Here is an 18608-nt window from a genome sequence, read left to right as displayed (position 1 = left end):
ATAGTACTTGGGCTTGACAACCCAGCCTACATTAAATGGAGCCCTTTCGGGTTAGATTCACGGGATATGCAATTTTGTCATTGCAAGCCTTAGTGAAGCAACCCAGAGCGATGCTTCGTTAAAACTCAGTGCTGGGCTGCTTCGCTTGGTTCGCAATACTGACTGTTTTTTATTTAATTTAATAAAGTACATAACCCCGACAAGTTGGCCGGTAGAAGGAGAGGCAGTTACGTTGCCGACAACCAATCAGCTCCTATTATTTTATGCCGTAGCCTGCTCTTTAAATGATTGCTCTGTAACAAAACAAAAAGCACCTTTATTTTCTTTAGAAAAACCGGCAATGGAATGAGAGGAATCATCAGACTTCAATGTATTCAATAATTTTAACGTTAGCTTAGGCAATCCTACATTAACAATACATTGATCTTTATCTAAAGATTTGATGGACACAAACTGCGACATTTTCACGCGATTTCCCGTAGGATCAAGCCAACCCGCCACCGCAGCACTGGTTGCATCTTTTTCTTTTAAGTTCGCAGAATAAAAACCATTATCGTCGCTCAAGCGGCAGAACGTGGTGCTAATGTCATGAGGATCTTTTTGCTCCGCGCTTAAAACTAACTTACCAAACCAAGCTTTATTTCCAGTAACAAATTGCTCTTTGTCATCAACTTGGATATGCCCATTTAGCTGACTGGTTTGTAAAGCCTGCAATTTAACTCCAGGACGTAAAACTAAAGTTTCGCTGCTATGATTTTCTTGTTTTAGCATATCTACTTTAAAATTAAATCCCTTTTTATCCTGTTCCTTCACCCCGAAAATCCAACTGTCATTAATTGGGTTATAACGGATAAATGAATGGCCAACATGCCAATCCAAAGAAGAAGTAGTGGCCTGTTCAATTTTTTCATTACCTTCATAGAAAAAAACGAGCTGATTGGTTTGGCCATCAATCAGTGCAGCTTTGGTATGAAATTTTTCGCCTTGACGTTGCATCGCAAAAAAATATCCGTATTTATCGCCGCTTTCATTATTAACCATTCCCGAAAAAGTCCAACTGCCTGTAGTTGGATCAACAGGTTTGCTTTCCAGTTTTATTTCTTCTGTTGCCGCAGCAAACAAGACAGTACTAATGAACAATAAGATCCCAAATAAAAAACCACAACGTCGAATAGGTAACATATTAATAATAACCTTTTAACTGTTGATGTGACCACAATGCGTTCCAAAATGCATCATCCAATACTGCGTTTACGGGCAAATAATACATATTATCGGAACTAAACGAGCGACACTTTACTGCATCCTTTTCGGTCATAATAATCGGTGAGCTCAAATAGTTCAGATCCTGCGGCTTAAACTGATAGTGATCGGGATAAGAACAGGTATCGAATTCTATCTCTAATTGGCTTAAAGTGGAATAAAAACGTTGCGGATTCCCAATTGCCGCAATCGCCTCCCATTTTCCACTGACTGATTCGGGATTTATCTCCGCGCCAGTGCTAAGTTGCGTTATTTTACCAGGCCTTAGCTGCATCGGATACGCATTCTTCCAACTGCCCTGGTTTACGATAACGAAATCTACCTGATCCAAACGAGCGGCCGATTCGCGCAGAGGACCAGCCGGTAAACATAAGCCATTTCCCAAGCCTCGGGTTCCATCAATTACGGCAATTTCAATAGCACGTCCCATGCGATAATGTTGTAGCCCATCATCACTGATGATAATTTGGCACTGATGCTTTTCTAAAAGATAGCGCACCGCATCCATTCGTTTTGGTGCGATCACTACTGGACATTGAGCGCGTTGCGCTAATAATAAAGGCTCATCTCCTACATCTTTAGCGGCATCCTGAAGGCTCACTTCATGAGGAAAGGTTTTGATTGCAGCACCATAGCCACGGCTAACGATGCCTACAGATAATCCTTTGGCTTGGCATTGACGAGCAAGTTCAACAACTAAAGGTGTTTTCCCCACCCCACCAACGCTAATATTACCCACGACAATTAGAGGCACTGGGCACTTAATTTGGCAATAACGCTCTAAGTACCATCGTCGTAAAGAAGTAATACCTTGATAAGCCCAGGACAAAGGACTAAACACCCATCGTAACGCATGGTTTCCATACCATAAATTTTCGATGAATGAGGACATCAAATTAATGCTTCCTCATACCGTAGATTAGTTTGTTGCACCCCGTGCAATTGCGCGTAATGCCCTTGTAACGCTAACAGTTCGTGATGAGCACCCTCTTCTACGATTCGACCATGTTGCATCACAATAATTTTATCCGCATGCTGAATAGTAGAAAGTCGATGAGCAATTACTAAAGTGGTACGGTTTTTCATTACGCCTTCCAAAGCAATTTGGATATAACGTTCTGATTCACTATCCAGAGCTGAAGTTGCCTCATCCAAAATTAATATAGGCGCATCTTTCAAAATGGCACGTGCAATCGCAATTCGTTGGCGTTGTCCACCCGACAGTAATACCCCATTTTCACCAACACGTGTATCGTAACCATCCGGTAATTTACTAATAAATTCATCGGCGAACGCTAATTTTGCTGCCTGAATAATTTGCTCTCGACTTACATCTAAATGACCATAGGCAATGTTATTCGCTAAAGTATCATTAAAAAGGGTAACGCTTTGACTCACCAGAGCCATTTGCTCACGCAAACTACGTAAATTAATTTGGTTAATTGGCATGCCATCGAGAGTAATCTCTCCCTGAGATATCTCATAAAAACGGGGCAGTAAACTGGCGATAGTCGTTTTACCACTTCCTGAATGCCCTACCAAAGCAATAGTCTTGCCTGCTTCTGCAGTAAAACTCACGTCATGTAACACGTGTTGGCCTTGACGGTATGCATAAGAAACATGGTTAAACGCAATCTCGCCTCGTGCTCTTTGGGTCAATATGCTGCCCTGCTCGTTTTCAACGGGCTGATCTAATAAATTGAATACACTTTCAGCCCCAGCTAATCCTTTTTGAATGACCGCATTCAACGTAGTTAGGGTTTTCATTGGCTTAATTAACTGCAACATCGCAGCAATAATCGCTAAAAAGGAACCAGCAGATACAATAACTACCGTGGAGAGTTGAATTGCCGCAGCAATAATGGCGGCAATACCGATCGCAATCACGATTTGTACACCAGACACATTAATTGCTTTGCTCACCGCAACTTTCATGTCGTTTTGGCGTGAACGCTCTATTGCTTTACTAAATTTCGCGTTTTCATAATCAAGGCCACCAAAAATACGCACCACACGATAACCATCGATTGCTTCGCTGGCAATTTCCGTCACCTCACCCATGGTTTTTTGTACTTTATGGCTAATACGTCGAACTCGTTTGTTGGTATAGCTGACAATGAAACCAACAAAAGGAATGGTCAATAAAAACATCAGCGATAATTGCCAGCAAATAACCATCATTACGGTCAATAATCCCAGAATCAAACAGGTATTTTGGACGAAATCGGTTAAAGCTTCAGCACTAACCTGCGCTACCTGCTCTACGTCATAAAGAATTTTAGACAACAATTGCCCTGAAGTCGCTTCATCATAAAAATCAGCCGGTAAACGTGAGACATGGGTAAACACTTTCTGGCGAAGCACTTTAACTACAGAACGAGCAACCCAGGTCATGCAATAACTTCCCAGAGAGCTTACTAATCCTCTTAAAGTAATACCAATTAAAACAATGTATGGAATTTTTTTAATGAATTCTATATCGATGTTAATAAAGCCTTTATCAAAAAATGGCCGCATCATATACGTAAAACCGGCATCGATTAGCGAATAAAAAATATTGGCACCAATACCTAATGCCAAAACAGGCCAAAATGGTTTGACATAAGCAAGTAAACGCTTATAGAGGACGCTGGTTTTTACCGTATGTTTCTTTTTCATTGATCGGGAATTTGGGGTTGTTAGTAAATGGCTCAGATTGTATCGCTTATTAACCCGAAGTGCTAATGATCAATACACTCAAATCGCGATTAAGATATTTTTTTTAAAAATTTTAATATTAAAACAATAGGTTATCGTTGATGTTGTTTTAATTTTTTTATGTGGGTGCTTTGACTGTTTAGCTAAGTATGTATGGCTAATGCGGGCGTGGTAACCAGCCTATTTTCCCTTTAAAGCGGCTCGACTGCTAGCAAATCCTCAGCCGAACGACTTAATATAAATAGGAATCTGTTTAATACAACCGTCTATTTGGGCCACTAAATCTTTGGTTATTTATTTCATTTGGTTTTTAATCCTGCAACCAGTTCGCGAACTAAGCGAGGTCCCTGATAAACTAAACCACTGTATACCTGGACCAAGGAAGCTCCCGCATCCAGTTTAGCTTGAGCACTGACGCAGCTATTGATGCCCCCCACTCCAATTAAGGTGACTGCATTACCCACATATTCTTTGAGCAAACGTAAACACTGTAATGAGCGCTCTTGCAAGGGTTGGCCACTTAACCCACCGACTTCTTCAGCATTAGGTAAACTAACCACTCCCTCACGCGAACAGGTAGTATTCGTTGCAATGATCCCTTCTATACCATGGCTTAAAATCACTTCCGTCATTTGTTTCAGTGTTTCGATTTCTTCATCAGGAGAGACTTTTACAACCAAGGGAACATGGCGCTGAAACTTATCAGCTAAACGCTTTTGAGCCTGCTGTAATTGCGATAACAAATCAGCAAAATAGGCCTTTTGTTGTAATTGGCGCAGATCAGGAGTATTGGGTGATGAGATATTAATGGTGACATAAGTAGCATGCTCATACACCTTTTCCACACAATAGAGATAATCATCCGCGGCTCGATCTAAAGATGTATCTTTATTTTTACCAATATTAATGCCCAAAACACCTTGATAATGCGCTTTTTTCACCTGAGCCACCAAAGCATCAACCCCTTGATTATTAAATCCCATACGATTAATAATGGCTTGCGCTTGCGGTATGCGAAATAAGCGGGGTTTAGGATTTCCCTCTTGGGGTCGTGGAGTTACCGTTCCTAATTCAATAAAAGAAAATCCAACCTTGGCCAAAGCATCTAGGTGCTCGCCATTTTTATCTAATCCAGCGGCTAATCCCACGGCATGAGGGAATTGTATTCCCATCGCCTGAACCTGATTTGATTTTGCTGTTTTAAAACAGGCTTGTGGAATAAAATGCAAGGCGGACAAACTAAAAGAATGCGCCCTTTCCGCATTCATACAAAACAATAAAGGGCGGACAATAGAATACAAATTAGACATCACACTTCTGCGCCCACACTCGAAGCATCGCATTTTCTGCTTTATGCAAATGATAATCTACTTCCCGGACCTCAACCCCATAATTTTCCTGTTGAAGCTGCAGTAAAACGGGACCTAAAAGCTCTGAAGTTTTGCCTTCGCGATCGATAAGCGGGAAAACACGTACTTCTTTTGCTACTCGAGCTAATTCGCGAAGTACATTTAAATGAAAGTCTACGGTCTGATCCTCTAAATCAGCAAAAAGATAATGAGCACTCAAAGCAAAATCAAAGGAAAAATCAGGATAAGGTAAATGATAATCTGCAGCACCATAATAACGGCCTTGTGCCTTGCCCTGCTCGTAATCTGCAAAAAACTCTTTCATCCCTCTTTGGCGTTTTTCAATTAATTGTTCCAAACTCCCGTATTCACTAAAATCAAATTTATCTTGCTCTTTTTCTATTTCGTGTACCATTTCAGAAAAAATCATTACGGATTTGGAGGATAAGGTATCTTTATCTAAAACAAATAAAGGATCACAACTCACAGCTTCATGCGCTTCGTGAACTTGCTGCGCATTGACTGCACTTGGGCCACATCCATATTCTAAAATTCGGGAGTTCATATCTTCTTGAGATAAATCAAACATCTCGCGATACTCATCAACATTGTGTCCCCAGAGCACTAACTTCCGCATAAGCAACTCTCCTTAATAAATATAAATCTTGATTGCAACCTGCAGGGTGTGCAAGGCTGAAAGATTCCCTCTTTGTCAAACCCTCCACATGCCTCAGGGCATCGATATTCTTTCAGTACAGCCCCTTTATTGGTTGCGACAGCATTCTAAGCTCGTTTCAACTTCTAACTTGGCTTAAGATTAGGCGATTTTTTAAATCAGGTAAAGGAGCTTTTTATAAAATTAATATCAAAGATGAGTGAAAAAGAAACAAGAAATAAAACTCCATTAAACTTAACCCGCATTAAGACAGACCTAATGCGGACTATAGCTTTTTTAGAATAATCAATACACTCAATTAATTAGAACAGGTCCGTGGTTGGTAATAACCACCTCTGTCAATTCTTGAACCCGCTTTTCTCTAGCGGAAAGAGCAAAGAGGCTATAAGCGGCCATACCCCCACCAGCAAGACCTGCTGCAGTACCAGCAATACTCGCAGTGATCATTGCACCTTGAAACCCACTTAAAAATGCACTAACTAGCGTGGCAATGAACGTGCCTGAGCCAGTAATTGTTCCCGTAGCTAATCCCATACCCAAACCAATTATCGCACCTGCCATACATCCAACGACAGCTGTAGCAAGACCAAGCACTACACCAGCAAGCACCTTATTACCTACACTCCACTGTTTGCCACAACACAGATTTACGTTAACGTAATCCGTTGCCGCGGTGAGAATACTCTCTGGGCTTACATTGGGTGCGTAAATTGCATTAAGAAATGCAACTGTATTTTTTGCAACTATCAATACTTCTGAACTTTGAATAAGAGCAATATTTTTTCCTAAACAAATTTCAAAATTCAATTCTTCTTTTAGTACTGAAATCAAAGCCAGCAAATTATAACAAAGCGCATCCTTTACTGAGGCTCCATCTAAAAGCTCCTGGAGATAACCATTCACACATAAAGAGTTAATCGCTACATAAAGCTGCTTCTCATAAACTCCAGCCTCATTAAGTACTTGCTGACAATCATTGTAAAATTTTTTTAAACCAGTATGTCCTGTCGCAATATATTCTTGAGCATAATCTTTAAGCCGTTGAACTAAATCCTCATCTTTTGGATGAGTTACTAAATAGCTATCAAGTATCAAAGTAAAATTGCAATAATGCTCCAGATCAGTTTTCTCATTATTATAATAAGGATGAGTAACACCATATAGCACATGTTCAGGTACAGCCTTAGTCAATTGAGCATGCCGCCAATTAATTGCTTCCAACTTCTCTTTTTGGGTATTGTTAGCAATCAGATGCCCTCCGTAGTGAAGATTGCGTTCTTCAAAGGCAAGAATCCTATTTTTTACCCAAATGAGTAACTTTTTATAAGCTTCAATTTGTTGACGTTGTAATGCGCCTCCATCAGAACCAACATCATGACCATCTGCCTCGAGAATGGTCATAGTCTTTGCCTCCCCAAGATCATACAGTGCCTGATGCTCGACCTCAGGTCTAATTTGCCCACTATGTTGAACATCATACCAACCAGGTAAGGCCTCTACCTCAACTTTTGTAGCAGCATGGAACTTAGGAATAAAGGCGTCCCATCCAGCAGAACCTAAACCTTTCTCGTGTAAAGTCAGATGAGCATGTTTAACTAAATCACAATCACTTAAGTCATGAACCCTATTCGCTGTTATTAAATTACCGCCAATTGCTGTGGACCAACGAAAATTACGAGGAACCAGTTCATGCAAATCTACAGTGATAGTAACGCGCCCCATTAATTGAGGATCCGCCTGAATTTTTTTAATAGCGAGTAAGGCCGAAAAACACCCCTGCGAATGCGCGATGAAATTAATTTGAATCTTTTCAGTATTATCCGAAGATTCAATTTCCTTTTTTAAGTCAGTGATAAATGCATCAGCCTGGCTTTGTATTCCAATCGCAAATAGCCCTGCATGACTGTGGCAGCCATCATATACTCGTAAGGCAGTCTTACTTGCATTAATGTTGACACGAAGAGTCTCATAAAGCTTATCATTTTCGCGAGTATAATCCGTACCACAAAAAAAACCGATTATCATTTTCGTCATAAATAATGCTACCGTGCTGGATGTTTGTGCCCATTTTAATCAATGGTAGCGTATGCTAACCTTAACTCGATAAATTTTCATCTTTCTTTAATAAATTCATGTTATTGATGAGCCACCTCAATTCGAACATCACCCACAATGATCTTATTTAATTCGTTTTGATAGCGTTAAAACCCAACTGAAACACTTTAAGTCGGAGCGTCAACCAACGCATTTTGGGTGTAAATAATAATTTGTTATTCAATAATGAGATAAGAACAAAAACGGGAAAAAATTCTGGTTGCAACTTCAATGCGATTGGGTATAGTTAGTGCATTTACAAAAATTACAGGAAGTCATCTATGTATACAGGGCCAAACTATCAACTAGGCGAAACCTACGATCTTTTACGAGACAGTGTTCGCCAATTTGCTCGTACCGAAATCGCCCCTTTAGCTGCAGAAATCGATACCAGCAATACTTTTCCTAATCAGTTATGGCCAAAACTGGGTGATATGGGCCTATTAGGTATTACGATCAGTGAAGAATACGGTGGAGCCAATATGGGCTACCTTGCCCATGCCATTGCCATGGAAGAAATCTCTCGTGCCTCCGCCTCTGTGGGTTTAAGTTATGGCGCACACTCCAATTTATGCGTCAATCAAATTTATTTAAACGGTAATACTACGCAAAAAGCGAAATATTTGCCTAAACTTATTAGCGGAGAATATGTTGGCGCTCTAGCAATGAGTGAATCCAATTCAGGCTCTGATGTAGTCAGTATGCAATTACACGCTCAAGCTTCCGGCGACAAATTCATTCTCAATGGCACCAAGATGTGGATTACCAATGGTCCTGATGCACATGTTTTAGTTGTTTATGCTAAAACAGATAAGCAGGCAGGAAGCAAAGGCATCACAGCGTTTTTAATTGAAAAAGGAATGCCTGGATTTAAAACCGCCCAAAAACTCGATAAGCTAGGAATGCGTGGTTCAAACACCTGCGAATTGGTCTTTGAACAATGCGAAGTGCCTGCAGAACAAGTATTAGGCGAAGTAAATCAAGGTGTTAAGGTATTGATGAGTGGTCTTGACTACGAACGTACTATTCTTGCGGCAGGTCCCGTAGGCATTATGCAGGCTTGTATGGATGTTGTTCTACCTTATGTGCATGAACGCAAACAGTTTGAACAACCTATTGGCGAATTCCAATTTATCCAAGGCAAATTGGCTGATATGTATACAGATTTAAATGCAAGTAGAGCCTATTTATATGCAATTGCCAAAGCCTGTGATTGTGGGAACGTCAGCCGTAAAGATGCTGCGAGTGTGATTTTGTATACTGCAGAAAGAGCAACACAAATGGCATTACAGGCAATTCAAATTCTAGGTGGCAATGGATACATTAATGAGTATCCAGCAGGTCGTCTATTACGTGATGCTAAGTTGTATGAAATTGGAGCTGGCACTTCTGAAATCAGAAGAATGCTTATTGGACGTGAACTTTTTAAAGAAACAGCATAAGGAATATCGACATGGATCAGAATGATATAGTAATTGTTGCAGCCAAAAGAACGCCTATGGGAGGTCTATTAGGCACTCTTTCTGCACTGAGCGCGCCAGAATTAAATGCAATTACCCATAAAGCAGCTTTAGAACAAGCAGGCATAAATCCTGCCGAAATTGAAGAAGTAATTAGTGGTTGCGTACTCCAGGCTGGCATTGGTCAAGCACCCGCAAGACAGGCCGCCATCAAGGCAGGTGTTCCTGATTCAGCAGGCGCAACTACTCTCAATAAAATGTGTGGTTCTGGAATGAAAGCAGTGATGCTAGCCCATGACCTAATTAAAGCAGGTTCTGCAAATATCGTTTTAGCTAGTGGTATGGAGAGCATGAGTAATGCCCCCTACCTCTTACCTAAAGCACGTGCAGGATACCGTCTAGGACATGGGGAAGTTAAAGATCATATGTTTCTTGATGGGCTTGAGGATGCCTACACTCGTGGCCAACTGATGGGATGTTTTGCTGAAGATACGGCAGCTCATTTCAATTTCAGCCGCGAACAACAAGATGAATATGCAGCTCAATCAATGAGCAAAGCATTAAAAGCAATTGAAAGTGGCGCTTTTGCTGAAGAAATTGCAACGGTGACCATCAATACCCGTAAAGGAGATGTCAGTGTAACTACTGATGAAGGCCCTGATGCGTCAAAGCTATCTAAAATTGCGCAATTAAAACCCGCATTTAAAGCAGATGGTACCGTTACAGCGGCAAACTCAAGCTCCATTTCTGATGGCGCAGCCAGCTTAATTCTAATGACTGCAGCTCAAGCAGAAAAACGTGGTATTCGCCCATTAGCTCGCATTGTAGCTCATGCAACTCATGCACAAGCTCCACAATGGTTTACTACAGCGCCAATCGATGCGATTCGCAAAGTAATGAACAAAGCAAATTGGAAGCAAAGCGATGTAGATTTGTACGAAATTAATGAAGCATTTGCAGTAGTTGCCATGGCGGCGATTCAACAGCTTGAATTAAATCCAGAACAGGTTAATATTCACGGCGGAGCTTGCGCTTTAGGCCATCCAATTGGTGCATCAGGTGCCCGTATTTTAGTTACCCTACTTCACGCTCTGAAGCAACAAGGTAAAAAACGTGGTATCGCGGCATTATGTATTGGTGGTGGTGAAGGAACAGCAATGGCTATTGAATTGGTATAAAGCCAATCGCCAACGTCCCGCGACTTGTCCGCGGGGCGTTGACTCATGCGCTGTACCGCTAATAAAAATAATAATCTTTAAAGGAAGTACATGCTAAGACAAAGTCTTATCTATCTGGGGCTTAGTATCCTGGTAGTCATATTTGCAAAATACGCCCATCTTGTAGTCGTTTATGTTGATATGTTTTTCACTTACGTCAATGTAAAATTAACGCCCATTTTCAGCCAAACTGGCTGGGGACTCGTCATTCGTAAAATTCTCGTATTAGTGCTACTTCCTGTTACCCTAACAGCAATCCCTGCACTCTTATACAAAGCAATTAAAGGCAAAGAAATGCCTCACTTTATTGCAATCACCTGGACCATTTGGACGGTAATCGTTTTAAGCGATATTTTGGTACGTTAAGGACTAAAGCATGGCAAAATTAATCAGTCAAATTAATACTGGCAGTCAAGAGTTCAAAGCAAATCAAACTGCGATGCAAGCATTAGTTGATGACCTGCAAAACCACATTCAACGCATAGTACTTGGCGGGGATGAAAAAGCTCGTGCCCGACATTTAAAGCATGGTAAATTATTACCCCGAGAACGTTTACACCAATTGCTTGACCCAGGAAGCCCTTTTCTAGAACTTTCTCAGTTGGCCGCTTATCAAGTATACGATGATGTAGTACCCGCAGCGGGAATCATTACCGGTATTGGCTGGGTTTCAGGCGTGGAATGCGTGCTCGTCGTTAACGATGCAACGGTTAAAGGCGGCACCTATTACCCGCTTACCGTTAAAAAGCATATACGTGCGCAAGAAATTGCACAGATGAATAACCTGCCCTGTATTTATTTGGTAGACTCTGGTGGTGCCTTTTTACCCCTCCAAGACGAAGTATTCCCCGACAGAGACCATTTTGGTCGCATCTTTTTTAACCAAGCACAAATGTCCGCACAAAACATCCCGCAAATTGCGGTAGTGATGGGATCCTGTACTGCAGGAGGTGCCTATGTACCGGCAATGGCTGATGAATCCATTATGGTAAAAAACCAAGCCACAATTTTCCTAGGCGGACCACCTTTAGTGAAAGCGGCTACTGGGGAAGTAATTAGTGCAGAAGAATTAGGTGGTGCTGAAGTACACTGCAGACACTCAGGAGTGTCAGACCATTATGCCGAAGATGACGCACATGCACTGCATCTAGCACGAGTTGCGGTTACGAATTTAAATCGAAAAAAAGAAATTACATTAAAACGTATTGAAACCATTGAGCCTCTGTATGACAGTAAAGAGCTAGCTGGTATTGTTCCCGCTGATCCAAGAAAACCTTTTGATATCCGTGAAATCATTGCGCGTATTGTGGATGGGTCTGAGTTTGACGAATTCAAAGCACTTTTTGGCACCACCCTAGTTTGTGGTTTCGCTCATTTATATGGCTATCCAGTAGGAATTATCGCCAATAATGGCATCCTCTTTAGTGAAAGCGCACTGAAAGGAAGTCATTTTATTGAACTCTGTTGTCAACGCAAGATCCCATTAATTTTCTTGCAAAACATTACAGGATTTATGGTCGGCTCTAAATATGAGGCTTCTGGTATTGCCAAGCATGGAGCAAAAATGGTGACTGCGGTTGCTAACGCCAGGGTACCTAAATTTACCGTTATTGTTGGTGGAAGCTTTGGTGCAGGAAATTATGCCATGTGTGGACGAGCTTATTCCCCCAATTTTATTTGGTCCTGGCCCAACTCACGAATTTCAGTGATGGGCGGTGAGCAAGCAGCCAATGTTCTAGCGCAAGTCAATCGTGATAAGCTAGGAAAGCAAGGTCATGAATGGTCTGTAGACGATGAAGAACTGTTTAAAAAGCAAATGCGTTCCCAATATGAAACCCAAGGCCACCCTTTCTATGCAAGTGCACGTTTATGGGATGATGGAGTAATTGCTCCCCACGATACACGTAAAATATTAGGGTTGGGCTTGTCTGCAACATTAAATGCACCGATTAAACAAACACGCTTTGGCGTATTTCGCATGTAAGGGATAACACGTGAGCGATCTATTATTTGAAATTCAAGATTATCTTTGTTTACTGACATTAAATCGCGTAAGCAAACATAATGCCTTTGATAATACTGTACTGGCAGAAATGCAAAGCAAGCTTGATGCCGCAATCGCTGATCCACAAGTACGGGTTATTATCATTAAAGCAAATGGTAAACATTTTTCTGCTGGCGCTGATCTCGGCTGGATGCAGGATATGGCACGCTTCAGTGAAGAAGAAAATCTAAATGATGCCATGGTGCTTGCACGGTTAATGTTTACCTTAAATCAAAGCCCAAAGCCAACCTTAGCAATGGTGCATGGCGCAGCCTTTGGTGGCGGGGCAGGACTTGCTGCAGCCTGTGATATAGCCATCGCAGCAACCACTGCACGCTTTTGTTTTTCAGAAGTAAAGCTAGGATTAATTCCTGCCGTAATTAGCCCCTATGTGGTAAACGCTATTGGTGAACGCAGTGCAAAAACCTTATTCATGAGTGCTGAAGTGTTTGATGCAAGTAAAGCCATGACGTTGGGCTTGGTACAACACTGTGTTGCTGAAGAAGAATTACTAGAATTCACCTTAAATTATGCCCAACAAATTAGTAATAATGCTCCAGAAGCAGTGAAAGCCTCTAAAAGCTTGGCAGCTCACGTAGCGAATCAACCCATTAACGAAGAGTTACTTTATTATACCGCTTCATTGATCGCTAAAAAGAGAGTGTCGCCTGAGGGACAGCGGGGGCTGAATGCATTTTTAAATAAAGAAACACCTAACTGGAATTAGAGGCTTGCATGTTTAATAAAATTCTTATTGCTAACCGCGGTGAAATTGCCTGCAGAATCATCAAAACAGCACGCTCTATGGGAATTCATACGGTAGCGATTTATTCTTCAGTGGATAAAGACAGCTTACATGTACGTAGTGCGGACAGTGCTTACTATATAGGTGAGGCAACAGCGAAAGAAAGCTACTTAAATGCTGCAGCCATTCTCGGTGTCGCAAAAGAAAGTGGCGCTCAGGCCATTCATCCCGGCTATGGTTTTTTATCTGAAAATCCTGAATTTGCCCAAGCATGTGAAGAGGCCGGCATTGTCTTTATTGGCCCCTCCGTAGCAGCTATGGAAGCTATGGCTTCCAAACAATTAGCCAAACAACTTCTGGAAAAATCCAACGTACCTCTAACTCCAGGCTATCACGGCAGAGAACAATCCGAAGAGCATTTGCTTAGCCAGGCAAAAAAAATTGGCTTCCCCATTTTAATTAAAGCAGCGAATGGTGGTGGCGGTAAAGGTATGCGTACGGTCAATTCTGAAGAAGAGTTTAGTGCTGCCTTAGCTGGTGCAAAACGTGAATCAATGGCGAGTTTTGCCGATGATACCATGATTATCGAAAAGCTGGTTTTACATCCACGCCATGTTGAATTACAAATTATGGCCGATAACCATGGCAATGTGGTTCATATTTTTGAACGTGATTGTTCCATTCAACGCCGCCATCAAAAAATTATTGAAGAAGCTCCAGCTCCTAACCTCTCCTCTGCTTTACGTAAACGCCTAGCAGATGCAGCGTGTGAAGTGGCACGTTCTATAGAATATCGTGGCGCTGGAACCGTAGAGTTTTTGGTCGACTCACAAGAACAATTCTACTTTATGGAAATGAATACTCGATTACAGGTTGAGCATCCGGTTACTGAAATGATTACTGGCCTTGATTTGGTTTCTTGGCAATTAAAAATTGCTGCTGGCGACCCTTTGCCACTTGCCCAAGAAGAAATTAAATCTCATGGACATTCAATAGAATGCCGTATTTATGCTGAAGACCCCTATAATGAATTTATTCCATCTATAGGCCAGATTCACTTCCTAAAAGAACCTGCCGGTGAAGGTATCCGCATCGATACCGGGGTTGAACGCCTCTCGCAAATTACCATGTATTATGACCCCATGATTGCTAAACTCATTATTTGGGGAGCAAATCGCGAAGAAGCATTACAACGATTAGAACAAGCGCTAAGTCATTATTATATTGGTGGCTTAAAAACGAATATCCCCTTTCTTAAAGCAATCTGCCAACACCCCAAATTTAGTCATGCCGAGCTAAGCACCGACTTTTTAGCAAAAGAATCGATTCAATTAGCAACACCTGATGACGAAATTGCACAACTTATGGCAATAAGTTTTGATTATTTAAATACCATCAAAGAAATTGGCGATCCGTTACTACGTGATGCCTTTTCCTGGCAATCTCATAGTTTGGGAAATTGGGTATACCGTTATCAGAGTAAGGAAGCACGAATTGATACCCTAATTACTCCGATTAATGCCAGCCAATTTAAGGTAAAAATTAATGAACAAGAACACAGTCTTCGCGTATCATTAAATGAGATGAAGCTGACCATTGAATTGGATCAAAAGCAATACACCGCTATAGTAGAAAATACAAAAGATGCTTTGACCTTATATAGCACGCAGGGCCAAATTACTGTTGAACGATTTAATTGGAATACGTTAGGCACGCACTCAGCAGCTCATAAAGGCCAGCTAACCGCTCCCATGCCTGCGACTGTAGTAGCTATACTAAAAAATATAGGCGAGCAAGTTAAAACAGGTGACCGCCTAATTGTGCTCGAGGCCATGAAAATGGAGCATACCATTCATGCCCCAAATGATGGGATTCTCGCCGAAATTTTTTATACCGTGGGTGCTCAGGTTAATGAAGGTGAAGAACTATTATCTTTAAGCGACCCTACTTAATTCCTGGATTATGGCTTTTGCCTAGTCTGGGCTTAACAGCGAACACAAAGAGATGAATATGGATTATCCGCAGCGCGTGACAATTATCGAAGTAGGACCACGTGATGGACTACAGAATGAATCTGCTTTTGTGTCCAGTAAACATAAAATTGAGTTAATCAATGCATTGAGCCAAACCGGCTTGGAATACATTGAAGTCACCAGTTTTGTTTCTGCCAAGGCTATACCTCAATTAGCAGACAATGAGGAAGTCTTCCGTGCGATTAATAAAATACCATCGATACACTATTCAGCCTTAGTTCCCAATGAGCGAGGAATGCAGAAAGCCCTGGAGGCAGGTGTGAAGGAAATCGCTGTATTTACCGCTGCCAGCGAAGCATTTAATGAGCGCAACATTAATTGCTCTATTAATGAAAGCATCGAGCGTTTTAAACCTGTGCTTGCCTTGGCCAAAGAACAAGACATCAAGGTACGTGCTTATATTTCTTGTGTTTTAGGTTGCCCTTATGAAGGAAGTATCTCCCCCTTACAAGTAGCTGAGGTAGCAAAAAAACTGTGGGATTTAGGTGTCGATGAAGTTTCTTTAGGGGACACCATTGGGGTGGGCACCCCCAAACAAACCCAATTACTCTTAGATGAACTTCTTAAAATCTTACCTTTAGAGCAATTGGCAATGCATTTTCATGATACTTATGGGCAGGCAGTAGCGAATATTTATGCCTCATTAGGTCATGGAGTACATCGTTTTGATAGTTCCGTTGCAGGCCTTGGTGGCTGCCCTTATGCTTTAGGTGCTACAGGAAATGTAGCAACGGAGGATGTTTTATATTTAATGCACGGCTTAGGAATAGAGACCGGTGTTGACGTATTTAAAATTGTGGCTGTAGGCGATCTCATTTGTAAGATCCTCGGTCGCAAAAATCAATCAAAAGTTGCCAATGCCTTATTGGCTAATCCTTGTAACTAAAAGGGTTGCTTACATTTCTACTGCCTTAGCCAAAATGGTATGGTTTTCCGTGCATCAGTGGGTGAAAATAATACTCTTTTGACTCAAGCTTGTGAAAATTTAAGCCCCCTAAAAATAGAGAATTAAGAATGAGTGAGCTCGTATGGAAACCTCAAAACCCTAAAGCTACAAGAATGTGGCAATTTATGGATTTTGCTGCGGAAAAGCATTGCCAAGTTTTTGAAAAATATCAGGACCTACATACCTGGTCAATCAAGCATCCCGACTCATTTTGGTCGACCTTATGCGATTTCTTTCACTTGAAGTTTGACACCCCTGCTCATCAGGTTTTAAATTATTACAGTGAGATGATGGAGGCTCGTTGGTTTTCTGGCGCCAAATTCAATTTTGCACAAAAACTCTTATCTCGCCGCGATGACCACATCGCATTAATCAGCAGAAATGAGAATAATGAGCGACATGTTATGAGCTATGCGGAATTATATGCTGCAGTAGCCCAATGTGCTGCAGGCTTACAAGCCGCTGGAGTCATCACCGGAGATCGTGTTGCCGCCTTAATGCCAAATACACGCTTCACCATTATTGCCATGCTGGCAGCGACCTCGTTAGGGGCAATATGGTCATCATGCTCTCCTGATTTTGGTACTCAAGCAGCACTAGATCGTTTGGGACAAGTAGATCCAAAAGTATTATTCATTTGTGATGGTCATCAATACAATGGCAAGAAATTTAGTGGTGCAGACAAAATTAAGCAGCTGAGCTGCGCAATGAGCTCACTAAAACATACCGTCATCTGTCCCAATATTAATGAACGTATTGATTTAGCGGATTTACCCAAAGCGAGTTTCTGGGATGACTTTTTAAAACCGGCCAAAGAATGTGAATTTATCTCTCTATCCTTCGAACACCCTGTTTATATTATGTTTTCTTCGGGTACTACCGGGAAGCCCAAATGCATCGTTCATGGGGCAGGTGGAACCTTAGTTCAACATATTAAAGAATTGGGGTTGCATACCGATCTCCAGGCTAAAGATAATTTATGCTTTTATACGACCTGTGGCTGGATGATGTGGAACTGGACCGTTTCAGCCTTAAGCTTAGGCGTAACGCTGACCTTATATGAAGGTTCCCCTACGTATCCTGAAAGCAATCGTCTGTTCAAACTGCTTGAAGAAGAAAAAGTCACCGTATTTGGTACCAGTGCTAAATTCATATCTAGCGTTGAAAAAGCTGGCGTTAAACCGAAGGAACAATTTGATTTAAGTGCTTTGCGTTGCATTCTTTCCACAGGCTCACCCTTGCTACCTAAGAATTATGATTATGTATACGAGCAAATAAAAAGTGATTTGCAGCTTAGTTCTATTTCTGGCGGTACCGATATTATTTCTTGTTTTGCTTTAGGTAATCCCATGCTGCCGGTTTATCGCGGTGAATTACAATGTCTAGGCTTAGGAATGGCAGTAGAGGTTTTTGATGAAGAAGGAAACTCCATTAAAGAGGAGCGTGGTGAATTAGTATGTACTATGCCCTTTCCATCCATGCCTGTAAGTTTTTGGAATGATAAGAATCGCGAATTATATCATCGCGCCTATTTCAATCATTTCCCCGAAATCTGGGCTCATGGTGATTTTGCAGAAATAACCCCACATCAGGGACTGATTATCTACGGTCGCTCTGATGCAATATTAAATCCTGGTGGAGTTCGCATAGGTACAGCGGAAATATACCGCCAAGTTGAAAAAATTGATGAAGTGCTCGACAGCATCGTCATTGGCCAAGACTGGGAAGATGACGTTCGCGTCGTTTTATTTGTTAAATTGAGGGAAGCCATTGAATTAAATGAAGAATTAATGGATAAAATCCGCTCCACCATTCGCAAGAATGCATCACCACGCCATGTCCCAAGCAAAATAGTGCAAGTAACTGATATTCCTCGCACCATTAGTGGAAAAATAGTCGAGGTAGCTGTTCGGCAAGTGGTTCATGGACAACCGGTAAATAATCTGCAATCACTGGCAAATCCTCAAGCATTAGATGACTTTAAAAATCGCCACGAGCTTATGAGTTAAAAGCTAAAACAAGGCTTGGCGCCAGTATTAACCATAAGCTATGAATGAGTAGCAAGATAAATAGGGTACAGCAGC

General features: G+C 41.5%; 14 protein-coding genes. 8 read left to right on the top strand and 6 right to left on the bottom strand.

All coding sequences use genetic code 11. The annotated features are described in order from the left end of the window. Positions 1-261: 261 nt before the first annotated feature. The 6 genes from ACD661_RS01660 to ACD661_RS01635 all read right to left on the bottom strand — a co-directional run bounded on the left by ACD661_RS01660 (position 262) and on the right by ACD661_RS01635 (position 8019). Positions 262-1182, bottom strand: coding sequence for a hypothetical protein (locus tag ACD661_RS01660; protein ID WP_400185836.1), 921 nt, complete (start codon positions 1180-1182; stop codon positions 262-264). A 1-nt stretch (position 1183) separates the two neighbouring features. Continuing rightward, positions 1184-2155: a tetraacyldisaccharide 4'-kinase gene (gene lpxK, locus ACD661_RS01655; protein ID WP_400185835.1), complete on the bottom strand. Its 972-nt coding sequence runs from the start codon at positions 2153-2155 to the stop codon at positions 1184-1186. Continuing rightward, on the bottom strand, positions 2155-3921 hold the full coding sequence (msbA, locus tag ACD661_RS01650) for a lipid A export permease/ATP-binding protein MsbA (RefSeq protein WP_400185834.1): 1767 nt from the start codon (positions 3919-3921) through the stop codon (positions 2155-2157). The genes lpxK and msbA overlap by 1 nt, the downstream gene beginning before the upstream one ends. Before the next feature lie 338 nt (positions 3922-4259). Continuing rightward, positions 4260-5261, bottom strand: a complete 1002-nt coding sequence (locus ACD661_RS01645) for a quinone-dependent dihydroorotate dehydrogenase (protein ID WP_400187200.1) — start codon at positions 5259-5261, stop codon at positions 4260-4262. Between the two features lies 1 nt (position 5262). Further along, positions 5263-5946: a hypothetical protein gene (locus ACD661_RS01640; RefSeq protein WP_400185832.1), complete on the bottom strand. Its 684-nt coding sequence runs from the start codon at positions 5944-5946 to the stop codon at positions 5263-5265. 333 nt (positions 5947-6279) lie between these two features. After that, positions 6280-8019, bottom strand: a complete 1740-nt coding sequence (locus tag ACD661_RS01635) for a hypothetical protein (RefSeq protein WP_400185831.1) — start codon at positions 8017-8019, stop codon at positions 6280-6282. A 341-nt stretch (positions 8020-8360) separates the two neighbouring features. Here ACD661_RS01635 and ACD661_RS01630 point away from each other — a divergent pair, with 341 nt between their 5' ends. The 8 genes from ACD661_RS01630 (at position 8361) to ACD661_RS01595 (ending at position 18533) form a co-directional block, all read left to right on the top strand. After that, complete coding sequence (locus tag ACD661_RS01630; protein WP_400185830.1) at positions 8361-9521, top strand: isovaleryl-CoA dehydrogenase; 1161 nt, start codon at positions 8361-8363, stop codon at positions 9519-9521. 11 nt (positions 9522-9532) lie between these two features. After that, positions 9533-10717, top strand: coding sequence for a thiolase family protein (locus ACD661_RS01625; protein ID WP_400185829.1), 1185 nt, complete (start codon positions 9533-9535; stop codon positions 10715-10717). A gap of 90 nt (positions 10718-10807) precedes the next feature. After that, positions 10808-11122, top strand: coding sequence for a hypothetical protein (locus ACD661_RS01620; protein WP_133137322.1), 315 nt, complete (start codon positions 10808-10810; stop codon positions 11120-11122). A gap of 10 nt (positions 11123-11132) precedes the next feature. Beyond that, positions 11133-12740 carry a carboxyl transferase domain-containing protein gene (locus ACD661_RS01615; protein WP_400185827.1) on the top strand — a complete coding sequence of 536 codons (1608 nt, stop codon included), beginning with the start codon at positions 11133-11135 and terminating at the stop codon, positions 12738-12740. 10 nt (positions 12741-12750) lie between these two features. After that, positions 12751-13527, top strand: coding sequence for an enoyl-CoA hydratase-related protein (locus ACD661_RS01610; protein ID WP_400185825.1), 777 nt, complete (start codon positions 12751-12753; stop codon positions 13525-13527). Positions 13528-13535: 8 nt separating this feature from the next. Beyond that, on the top strand, positions 13536-15497 hold the full coding sequence (locus ACD661_RS01605) for an acetyl-CoA carboxylase biotin carboxylase subunit (RefSeq protein WP_400185824.1): 1962 nt from the start codon (positions 13536-13538) through the stop codon (positions 15495-15497). Positions 15498-15555: 58 nt separating this feature from the next. Next, positions 15556-16464 carry a hydroxymethylglutaryl-CoA lyase gene (locus tag ACD661_RS01600; protein WP_400185823.1) on the top strand — a complete coding sequence of 303 codons (909 nt, stop codon included), beginning with the start codon at positions 15556-15558 and terminating at the stop codon, positions 16462-16464. Positions 16465-16592: 128 nt separating this feature from the next. Then, positions 16593-18533 (top strand): acetoacetate--CoA ligase, encoded by a 1941-nt coding sequence (locus ACD661_RS01595; protein ID WP_400185822.1) that lies wholly within the window; start codon positions 16593-16595, stop codon positions 18531-18533. The last annotated feature ends 75 nt before the right edge of the window (positions 18534-18608 follow it).

Origin of the sequence: Legionella lytica (assembly GCF_044626755.1) — a bacterium.
Lineage (GTDB): Bacteria > Pseudomonadota > Gammaproteobacteria > Legionellales > Legionellaceae > Legionella > Legionella lytica_A.
The sequence above is the reverse complement of the archived record's forward strand: the minus strand, read 5'-3'. Positions and strand labels throughout refer to the sequence as shown.

Coding starts and splice junctions, on each gene's coding strand:
- ACD661_RS01660 (WP_400185836.1), bottom strand. CDS start 1,182: ATGTTACCTATTCGACGTTGTGGTTTTTTATTTGGGATCTTATTGTTC.
- lpxK (WP_400185835.1), bottom strand. CDS start 2,155: ATGTCCTCATTCATCGAAAATTTATGGTATGGAAACCATGCGTTACGA.
- msbA (WP_400185834.1), bottom strand. CDS start 3,921: ATGAAAAAGAAACATACGGTAAAAACCAGCGTCCTCTATAAGCGTTTA.
- ACD661_RS01640 (WP_400185832.1), bottom strand. CDS start 5,946: ATGCGGAAGTTAGTGCTCTGGGGACACAATGTTGATGAGTATCGCGAG.
- ACD661_RS01635 (WP_400185831.1), bottom strand. CDS start 8,019: ATGACGAAAATGATAATCGGTTTTTTTTGTGGTACGGATTATACTCGC.
- ACD661_RS01630 (WP_400185830.1), top strand. CDS start 8,361: ATGTATACAGGGCCAAACTATCAACTAGGCGAAACCTACGATCTTTTA.
- ACD661_RS01625 (WP_400185829.1), top strand. CDS start 9,533: ATGGATCAGAATGATATAGTAATTGTTGCAGCCAAAAGAACGCCTATG.
- ACD661_RS01620 (WP_133137322.1), top strand. CDS start 10,808: ATGCTAAGACAAAGTCTTATCTATCTGGGGCTTAGTATCCTGGTAGTC.
- ACD661_RS01615 (WP_400185827.1), top strand. CDS start 11,133: ATGGCAAAATTAATCAGTCAAATTAATACTGGCAGTCAAGAGTTCAAA.
- ACD661_RS01605 (WP_400185824.1), top strand. CDS start 13,536: ATGTTTAATAAAATTCTTATTGCTAACCGCGGTGAAATTGCCTGCAGA.
- ACD661_RS01600 (WP_400185823.1), top strand. CDS start 15,556: ATGGATTATCCGCAGCGCGTGACAATTATCGAAGTAGGACCACGTGAT.
- ACD661_RS01595 (WP_400185822.1), top strand. CDS start 16,593: ATGAGTGAGCTCGTATGGAAACCTCAAAACCCTAAAGCTACAAGAATG.